General features: G+C 71.7%; 6 protein-coding genes and 2 pseudogenes. 1 reads left to right on the top strand and 7 read right to left on the bottom strand.

Translation table 11 applies throughout. The features are described 5' to 3' along the window. The 6 genes and pseudogenes from D474_RS0100910 to nirB all read right to left on the bottom strand — a co-directional run. Nucleotides 1-713, bottom strand: a pseudogene (locus D474_RS0100910) (TM0106 family RecB-like putative nuclease); the annotation flags it as partial. A 133-nt stretch (nt 714-846) separates the two neighbouring features. Then, nucleotides 847-1,572 carry a septal ring lytic transglycosylase RlpA family protein gene (locus tag D474_RS0100905; RefSeq protein WP_026118056.1) on the bottom strand — a complete coding sequence of 242 codons (726 nt, stop codon included), beginning with the start codon at nt 1,570-1,572 and terminating at the stop codon, nt 847-849. A gap of 253 nt (nt 1,573-1,825) precedes the next feature. Next, a complete protein-coding gene (locus D474_RS0100900; RefSeq protein WP_017611720.1) occupies nt 1,826-2,893 on the bottom strand; it encodes a protein-tyrosine phosphatase family protein in 1,068 nt (355 codons plus the stop codon). A gap of 52 nt (nt 2,894-2,945) precedes the next feature. Further along, nucleotides 2,946-4,058: a uroporphyrinogen-III synthase gene (locus tag D474_RS0100895; RefSeq protein ID WP_017611719.1), complete on the bottom strand. Its 1,113-nt coding sequence runs from the start codon at nt 4,056-4,058 to the stop codon at nt 2,946-2,948. Then, the gene (nirD, locus tag D474_RS0100890) at nt 4,055-4,435 is read right to left on the bottom strand and encodes a nitrite reductase small subunit NirD (RefSeq protein ID WP_017611718.1); all 381 of its coding nucleotides are present in this window, start codon (nt 4,433-4,435) and stop codon (nt 4,055-4,057) included. Before nirD ends, D474_RS0100895 begins: the two co-directional genes overlap by 4 nt. Then, a complete protein-coding gene (nirB, locus tag D474_RS0100885) occupies nt 4,432-6,933 on the bottom strand; it encodes a nitrite reductase large subunit NirB (protein WP_017611717.1) in 2,502 nt (833 codons plus the stop codon). The genes nirD and nirB overlap by 4 nt, the downstream gene beginning before the upstream one ends. Before the next feature lie 329 nt (nt 6,934-7,262). On the opposite strand from nirB, the pseudogene D474_RS30740 reads away from it, so the two are divergent. Further along, a pseudogene (locus tag D474_RS30740) lies at nt 7,263-7,862 on the top strand (DsbA family oxidoreductase); the annotation flags it as partial. Nucleotides 7,863-7,968: 106 nt separating this feature from the next. On the opposite strand, the gene D474_RS0100875 reads toward D474_RS30740, so the two are convergent. Continuing rightward, on the bottom strand, nt 7,969-8,347 hold a 379-nt coding region (locus tag D474_RS0100875; RefSeq protein ID WP_017611715.1), incomplete at its 5' end, for a DMT family transporter.

Below are 8,347 nucleotides of genomic sequence, written 5' to 3'. Positions count from 1 at the left end.
TAGCCGCAGCTGTCGCAGGCCGGGCGTGGGGTGCCCCAGGTGGGGGTGGGCAGGGTGGGGGTTTGTGCGAGGCGGTGGGTGAGGCGTTCGGTCAGGGGCCTCAGGACGGGGGTGAAGTCGGCGGTGGGCAGGGTGTGGGTGTGGTGGTCGCCGGTGAGCAGGTGCATGCGCGCCGGGTGGTGACCGGTGTGGGTCAGGGCGCTGGCGTAGGCGGCCAGTTGCACCAGGGCTGCGGGGGTGGGTCGGCGGGTGAGTTTGGTGTCCCAGGGTTCGTAGGTGAAGTCGTCCTCGCCGGTCAGGTGCCCGGTGGTGGTGTCCAGGTCCGAGCGGATGAGGAAGTCGGCGCGGCCGTGGAACCACAGGGGTGTGGTGGTGCCGTGGGGGGTGAGGGGGTGGTAGAAGCTGGCCTGGTAGAGGACGGGGGTTCCGGCTTCCATGGCTTTGGTGGTGGCTGTGGCGGCCTGGGTGAGGGTGTGGGGGTCGGTGCCGGGGTCGGGCATGTGCTCGACGTGGGTGAGGGCTTGCAGGTGGTGCAGGGTGTGGTGTTCGTGGGCCAGGCCGTGTTGGGCGATGAGGTCGTCGAGGGGTTCGGGGGTGGGTGCGCCGGGCAGGTGGGCGGCCAGTGCGGTTTTGAGGTGGCTGCGATGGTCGCACTCGAGCTGGTCGACGAGGTCGGTGGGTGAGACGACCCATCCGTTGGTGGTGGCGAACACGCCCGGCTCCCCCTGGGTGTGGCGGTGTGGTTGGTGGGGATTGTGTCACGGGGGTGGGACGGGTGGGGTGGCTCTGTGGGGTGTGTGGTGGGCCTGCCCGGGGTGGGTGGGCCCCGGGCAGGGTGGGGTGGTCTCAGCTGACGACCTGCCAGTCGACGGTGCCCACGCCGGAGCCGGTGCCGATGATTTCGTCGAAGGCTGCGGTGGACAGGTCCAGGCAGCGTCCGTCGATGTAGGGGCCGCGGTCGTTGATGCGTACGGTGACCGATTGGCCGTTGTCGGGGTTGGTGACCTCGACCTGGGTGTCGAAGGGCAGGGTCTTGTGGGCGGCGGTCATGGCCTGGGTGTCGAAGGTTTCGCCGTTGGCGGTGGTGGAGCCGTGGAAGCCTTCGCCGTAGAAGGAGGCTTCGCAGGTGCCGCCTTCGCCGGTGGGTTGGCCGCCTGAGGGGTCCTGGTCCTCGTCGGCGCCTGAGCTCTCGTCCTGGGGTTGTTCGCTCTGCTCGGTGACCGCCTCGCCCTGGGAGGAGGAGGTGGCGTTTTCGCCGGAGCGCTCGCCCGAGCCCTGGGCGCCCTCTTCCCCGGCCTGGTCGTCGGGCTCGGCCCGTTGGTCCTGGTCGCCGTCGGCGGAGGACTGCAGGGGGTCGGTGGCGGCCTCGGGGACCGTGGCGGCCTGGGAGGCGTCTTCGGGTGTGGTGCCGGTGGCGATGACCGCGGCGGTGGCGGTGCCGCCCACCAGCAGGGCCGCCCCCGCGGCCGAGCCCAGGAGGAGCGCGCGCCGTTTGCGGTGGCGGGCGGCTGTGCGGCGCGGGCCCAGGGTGGTGGTCGTGTCCGGGCCGTGGCCGGGCTGGTGTGTGCCCATCAGGTGTGTCCTTCGAACGGGAACAGGGTGAGCGGTGGGCCCGGGCGGCGGTGGAGCGTGGCCGTGGGCGTGTGCCCCCTGGTGGTCGTGCCGGGCTGTGGCCGGCAGTGGTGCCGGCGGCCGGGCGGGAAGGGCGACCTGGGAAAACGGGGTGCGCATGACCGCTGGGTGAGAACTCGCGCGGGGTCCGAGCGCTGAGCCTACGAGTAACGCGGGGGTAACGTTACCGGAAAGCTGGGGTTTGTGGAACTTCTCACCCGGTCTCGTGCGGGCGGGGCAGTTCGGGCCGGCGCGGGGCCATGCCCTGGCCGAACAGGTCGGTGCGTGCGTCGGTCAGGGGGTGGCCGGCCAGGTCGGCGACGGCGTGGGCCAGGGAGGGGTTGTCCAGGTGTCCGCCCACGGTGGTGATCATCTGGGCCAGGGCGGTGTGGGGGTGGGCGCCCAGGTGGGTGATGGCGTACAGGGCGGCCACGGCGGGGGTGCGTGAGGCCCCGGCCCAGCAGTGGATGAACACGTGGTGGCCCTCGGTGCGCAGGTCGGCGACGGCTTGTGCGGCCTGGGTGAGGGTGTGGTGCAGGTTGGGGTTGGCGCCGGGCCGGTCGTGCAGCCACAGGCGGACCCACCTGGTGGGGTCCAGGTGGGGTGCGTCGCTGGGGTGGGTGCGGCACAGCGAGACCGCGGCGGTGGGGGTGGCCGGGGCGGTGCGCAGGTGGTCGATGTTGCCCAGGGTGATGCCCGGGTCGTGGGGGTGGGGTGTGCTGAAGGGGGGAAGGCGCAGGTCGCCTCGGGTGCGGATGGGCTGGTGGGGCCACTGGCCCGGTTGGTGGCCGTGCAGGGCTCTCAGGGCGCGTTCGGTGTGGGTGTGCAGGTCGTTTCCCAGGGCGCGCAGGCTGTCGGGGTCCAGGGCGGAGAGGCCCCAGTGCGCGGTGGCCAGGGCGGCGGTGTGCAGCAGGGTGTCGGGGTGGGGGTGGGCGCGTGCGGCTCGGAGGGTGTGGTGCAGGTGTTGGGCGGCCAGGGCGGGTCGGCCCGGTTGGCGGGACGGGTGGGGTGTGTGGGTGAACAGGTGCAGTGAGGCGGTGCGGGGGTCCTCGGAGTCGCCGGTGGGCGGCGGGGGTGTGTGGTGGTGGACCAGGGCGTGCAGGTGGTGGGCCCAGGCGCGGTCGGCCGGATCGGTGGCGGTGTGGGGCGCGGTCAGGGCGGTGTGGACCAGTTCGGTGACGGCGTCGGCGCGTTGGGCCTGGCGTTGGTGCAGGCGGGCGGCGGCGGTGGGTGCGCACGCGGCTCCGGCGGCGCGGTCGTCGGCGGGGTCGGGTGTGAGCACGGGGGGGTGGCCTTTCGGGGTTGGTGGGTCTGCCCCGGTGTGTGTACCCGTCTCAGTGGGGGTCGGTGGCCAGTCGGTAGCCGCGTTTGACGACGGTTTGGATCAGGCGGGGCTGTCCCAGGGCGGTGCGCAGGCGGGCGACGGCGGTTTCGACGGCGTGGGTGTCGGCGTCGGGGCCCAGGCAGGAGAGCAGGTGGGTGCGGGTGCAGACCTGTCCGGGGCGGTGGGCCAGGGCGCGCATGAGGCGCATGAGGGTGGGCGAGAGGGTGTGCACGCATCCGTCGAGCAGGACGGCGTGGCCGCGTAGGCGCAGGTGGTGGCCGGCCACGCGCAGGGTGGGAAAGCGTGCGGGCAGGGTTTGGGTGAGGGTGCGTACTTGGGCGCCGATGCGGGCGCGGCGGGGCCACTGGGTGGGGATGTCGTGGGCTTGGAGGGGGCGTGCGGTGACGGGTCCCACGCACATGGCCATGACGTCGTTCTGCAGGGCTTGGACGAGGTGGTGTTGGTGGCCGGTGTGGTGGGCGCGGGTGAGTAGGCCTGCGGCGGCGGGGGCGCTGGTGAAGGTGATGGCGTCGATGCTGCGTTGGCAGGTGGTGTCGATGAGGTGGTCCAGGGGTGTGGTGTCGGTGGGGTGGGTCCAGCGGTAGACGGGGATCTCGATGACGGTGGCGCCGGCCATGCGCAGGGCGGCGGTGAAGTCGGGCAGGGGTTCGCCGTGCAGTTGCACGGCGATGCGTTGTCCGGCCACGCCTTGGGTGAGTAGGTGGTCCAGGACTTCGGCGGAGGATTCGGAGGGTGGGGACCATTGTTCGGTCAGGCCGGCGGCGCGTACGGCGCCTTTGGCTTTGGGGCCGCGGGCCAGGACGCGGGAGTGGTGCATGGCAGTTTTGAGTTGTTCGGCGTTGCCCCAGGTCTCGCACGCCTCGAGCCAGCCGCGAAAGCCGATGCCGGTGGTGGCCACGACGGTGTCGGCGGGGTGGTGGGCGAGTTCGTCGGAGACGCGGGCCAGGCGGCGGTCGTCGGCCAGGGGCAGGATCTGTAGGGCGGGGGCGGCGATGACGTGGGCGCCTTTGCGGGTGAGCAGGGCGGTGAGTTCTTCGGCGCGGCGGGCGGCGGTGACGGCGACGGTGAAGCCGGCCAGGGGTTGGGTGGGGTCGTCCTTCATGGGGTGTGGGTGTCCTGTTCGGGGCGGGTGTGGATTTGGATGTGGTGGTTGCGGGTGCGTACGGGGTGGGTGTTCAGGCGGGTGTGGGGGTCGGTGAGGCTGTGGCCGGTGTTGAGGTCGAAGGTGTGTTTGAGCAGGGGTGAGGTGAGGGTGGGGCGGCCGTGGTGGTCGCCGATGATGCCGCGGGCCAGGACGGCGGCGCCGGTGTAGGGGTCGATGTTGTCCAGGGCGTGCAGGTGGCCGGTGTGGGTGCGTACGAGCACGAGTTGGGTGTGGTCGGGCATCAGGACGGCGAGGGGGTCTTCGGGGTGTAGGTGGTGGGTGGGGCAGGCGGTGATCCAGGTGTGGGTGGTGGTTGCGGGGGCGGTGGTGGTCATCGGGTGGACTCCTGGGGGCGGGTGGTGGGCAGGCCCAGGTCGGTGGGGGCGTTGGGGACGGGTTGGTCGCGCACGGTGGTGAAGTCGATGGTGGGGTCGGGGGTGTGGGGGGCGTTGGTGAAGGTGGTGAAGCGGGCGAGTTTGTCGGGGTCGTTCAGGACGTCGGCCCATTCGTCGGTGTAGTGGGCCACGTGTTCTTCCATGGCTTGTTCGAGGTCGCTTGCGATGCCGAGGCTGTCGTTGAGGACGACCTCGCGCACGTGGTCCAGGCCGCCTTCGAGGGCCTCGATCCAGGGGGCGGTGCGTTGGAGGCGGTCGGCGGTGCGGATGTAGTACATGAGGAACCGGTCGATGGTGCGGATGAGGGTGGTCTCGTCCAGGTCGGTGGCCAGGAGTTGGGCGTGGCGGGGGGTGAAGCCGCCGTTGCCGCCGACGTAGAGGTTCCAGCCGGTGTCGGTGGCGATGATGCCGAAGTCCTTGCTGCGGGCCTCGGCGCATTCGCGGGCGCATCCGGAGACGGCGGATTTGAGTTTGTGGGGTGCGCGCAGGCCGCGGTAGCGCTCTTCGAGGCGGATGGCGAGGGTGACCGAGTCCTGGACGCCGTAGCGGCACCAGGTGGTGCCCACGCAGGATTTGACGGTGCGCAGGGATTTTCCGTAGGCGTGGCCGGATTCGAAGCCGGCCTCGACCAGGCGGCGCCAGATGTGGGGCAGTTGTTCGAGGCGGGCGCCGAGCAGGTCCACGCGTTGGGCGCCGGTGATCTTGGTGTAGAGGCTGAAGTCGCGGGCCACGGCGCCGATGGTGATGAGTTTGTCGGGGGTGATCTCGCCGCCGGGGATGCGGGGCACGACGGAGTAGGTGCCGTTGCGTTGCATGTTGGCCAGGTGGCGGTCGTTGGTGTCCTGCAGGTGGGCGCGGTCGGTTTCCAGGATGTGGCCGGTGCCGGCCGAGGCCAGGATGGAGGCGATGGCGGGTTTGCATATGTGGCAGCCGCGCCCGGTTCCGTGGGTGGTGATGAGGTCGGAGAAGGTGCGGATGCCGGTGGCGCGCACGATCTGGTGCAGGTCGGCGCGTGAGTGGGTGAAGTGTTCGCACAGGGCTCTGGATTGTTCGATGCCGGCGTCGGTGAGCAGGCGGGTGAGGGTGGGCACGCAGGAGCCGCAGCTGGTTCCGGCGCCGGTGGTGTTCTTGAGGTCGTGCAGGGTGTGGCAGCCCTGGTCGATGGCCGAGGTCAGGTCGTTCTTGGTGACGGCGTTGCAGGAGCAGATCTGGGCGGTTTCGGGCAGGTCGGTGGCTGCGGGTGCGGGGGTGTTGGGGCTGATCAGGGCGAGCGGGTCGCCGGGCAGGGTGTGGCCGAGCAGGGGGCGCAGGGTGGCCAGGGCGGTGGTGTCGCCGACCAGGACGGCGCCGAGCAGGGTGGTGGCGTCGTCGGAGAGTACGAGTTTGGCGTAGCGGCCGCCGGCGGTGTCGTTGACCACGACGTCCAGAGCGCCGGGTGTGGTGCCGTGGGCGTCGCCGAGGCTGGCCACGTCCGCGCCCAGGAGTTTGAGTTCGGTGGCCGGTTGGGCGGGGGTGAAGGCGGCGGACTGGCCGGTGAGGTGGTCGGCGGCCGTCTCGGCCATGGCGTTGCCGGGGGCGATGAGGCCGTGCACGGTGCCCTGGTGGGAGGCGACTTCGCCGATGGCGAGGATGTCGGGGTGGCTGGTGGTGCAGGTGTGGTCGATGGCCACTCCCCCGCGCGGGCCCAGTTCGAGGCCGGCTTGGCGGGCGAGGTGGTCGCGGGGGCGGATGCCCACGGAGAAGACGACCAGGTCGGCGTCCAGGGTGGTGCCGTTGTCCAGGTGGAGTTGTTTGGTGCCCTGGGGGGTGGTGGTGATGTCGGTGGTGGCGGCGCCGGTGTGCACGTGCAGGCCCAGGTCGGTGATGTGGGTGGCGAGCAGGTGCCCGGCGCCGGTGTCGAGTTGGGCGGGCATGAGGTGGTCGGCGAGTTCGACCACGTGGGTGTCAAGGCCCAGCAGGCGTAGGGCGTTGGCGGCTTCGAGGCCGAGCAGGCCGCCGCCGATGACCACGCCGGTGCGGGCGCCGGTGGCGGCGCGGGTGATGGCGTCCAGGTCGTCGATGGTGCGGTAGGTGTGGCATCCGGGCAGGTCGTGGCCGGGGATCGGGGGGACGAAGGGGTCGGATCCGGTGGCCAGGACGAGGCGGTCCCAGTGGTGGGTGGTGCCCTCGGTGGTGGTGGCGGTGTGTGCGGTGGTGTCCAGGTGGGTGACGGTGTGGCCGGTGAGGATGCGGGTGTGGGGGCCGGTGAGGGGTTCCAGGGCCAGGTCGTCTTCGGTGGCGCCGTCGGCGTAGGTGGACAGGGCTACGCGGTCGTAGGCGGGGCGGGCTTCTTCGCCCAGGACGGTGATGCGCCACTGCTGGTCGGTGTCGCGCTGGTGCAGGGTGTGGACGAGGCGGTGGCCGACCATGCCGTTGCCGATGACGAGGAGGTCGTGCATGGGGGTGCTCTCCTTTGGGTGGTGGGCTCTGGGCTCAGGGAACCGGTGTGCTGTTGCCACGGTGTGAGGTGGTCGTGTCGGGGGTGTTTCGTTGTGGTCCCGGTGCAGGTGGGCGTGGTGTGAGAGGGCGGCGCCGCGGCCACTTCTGCCCCGGCGGTGGGCTCTGGTGTCGGGGCCGGGCCCGGATATCGTGGCTGCCTGGTGGCCGAGCCGGGCCGTGAGGTGGTGGGTCAGCGCGGGCAGCAGCGCCCGGGCGGGCACAGCGGGCAGGTGAAGCAGGGCGAACCGGTTCCCGAGGCGGTGGGGTTGGTGTCGTCGAAGGTCCGGGCATGCTCGGTCGGGCTCGGACGGTCGGTGCGGTTGAGCGGGGAGGCTTCGTGCAGGTCGAGATCTGGTCCGACATCGTGTGCCCGTGGTGCTACATCGGTAAGCGCCGTTTCGAGCGGGCCCTGGGCGGGTTCGCCGGCGCCGGCCGGGTACAGGTGCGCTGGCGCAGTTTCCAGCTGGATCCCGGGTTCCCGTCGGGGGTGGGTGAGCCGGTCTACGACTCGCTGGCCCGGAAGATGGGTGCGCCCATCGAGCAGGTCGAGCAGATGACGGCGCGGGTGACGCAGGTGGCCGCCGAGGAGGGGTTGGACTACGACCTGGCCGGCGGGGTGATGGTCAACACCTTCGACGCGCACCGTCTGTTGCAGGCCGCCCGGCAGCAGGGGGTGGGTGAGCGGGCCCACGAGGTGTTCCTGCGCGCCCAGTTGGTGCAGGCGCGGGATCTGTCCGAGCCGCAGGTGCTGTTGGAGCTGGCCCAGCACGCGGGGTTGGAGGGCGGGCACGCCCGCCGGGTCCTGGGCAGCGGCGAGCACGCCGATGATGTGCACCGGGACGTGGCGCTGGCGCAGGAGCTGGGCGGTTCGGTGGTGCCCTTCTTCGTGTTGGACCGGGCGTTGGCTCTTTCGGGGGCTCAGCCGGTGGAGGTGTTCGCCTCGGCTCTGGAGCGGGCCCACCAGGCCTCCAANNNCCCCGCTGGTGTGGTGGGGGTCAGTGGCGGGGGCGGACCGGGCCTTCGTGGCTGTCCTGGTCCGCGGGCGTCGGCGCCGGGGGTGTGGCGCGGGAGCGGCGGCGCAGCGTGGCCACCGCGACACCGGCCAGGGCCAGGGGCGCCGGGGTCTCGGACAGCAGCACCCAGGACAGGGCGATCACCAGCGGCGGTGAGAGGTAGGTGGAGGCGGCCAGGCGCCCCGCGGTCACATACGTCAGGGCGTATCCCCAGGTCAAGAACGCGATGGCGGTGGGGAAGATGCCGAGATAGACCATGGTCAGGGTGGCCGAGGGCGGGGCGGTGGAGGCCTGGGCGGCCGGTTCGGGGGTGTAGGGAAGGGTCGCGGCCACACCGGCCAGGCAGCCCAGCCAGGTCAGG

It is taken from the genome of Nocardiopsis salina YIM 90010 (assembly GCF_000341025.1).
Taxonomy (GTDB): Bacteria; Actinomycetota; Actinomycetes; order Streptosporangiales; family Streptosporangiaceae; genus Nocardiopsis; species Nocardiopsis salina.
The sequence above is the reverse complement of the archived record's forward strand: the minus strand, read 5'-3'. Positions and strand labels throughout refer to the sequence as shown.

Coding starts and splice junctions, on each gene's coding strand:
- D474_RS0100905 (WP_026118056.1), bottom strand. CDS start 1,572: ATGGGCACACACCAGCCCGGCCACGGCCCGGACACGACCACCACCCTG.
- D474_RS0100895 (WP_017611719.1), bottom strand. CDS start 4,058: ATGAAGGACGACCCCACCCAACCCCTGGCCGGCTTCACCGTCGCCGTC.
- nirD (WP_017611718.1), bottom strand. CDS start 4,435: ATGACCACCACCGCCCCCGCAACCACCACCCACACCTGGATCACCGCC.
- nirB (WP_017611717.1), bottom strand. CDS start 6,933: ATGCACGACCTCCTCGTCATCGGCAACGGCATGGTCGGCCACCGCCTC.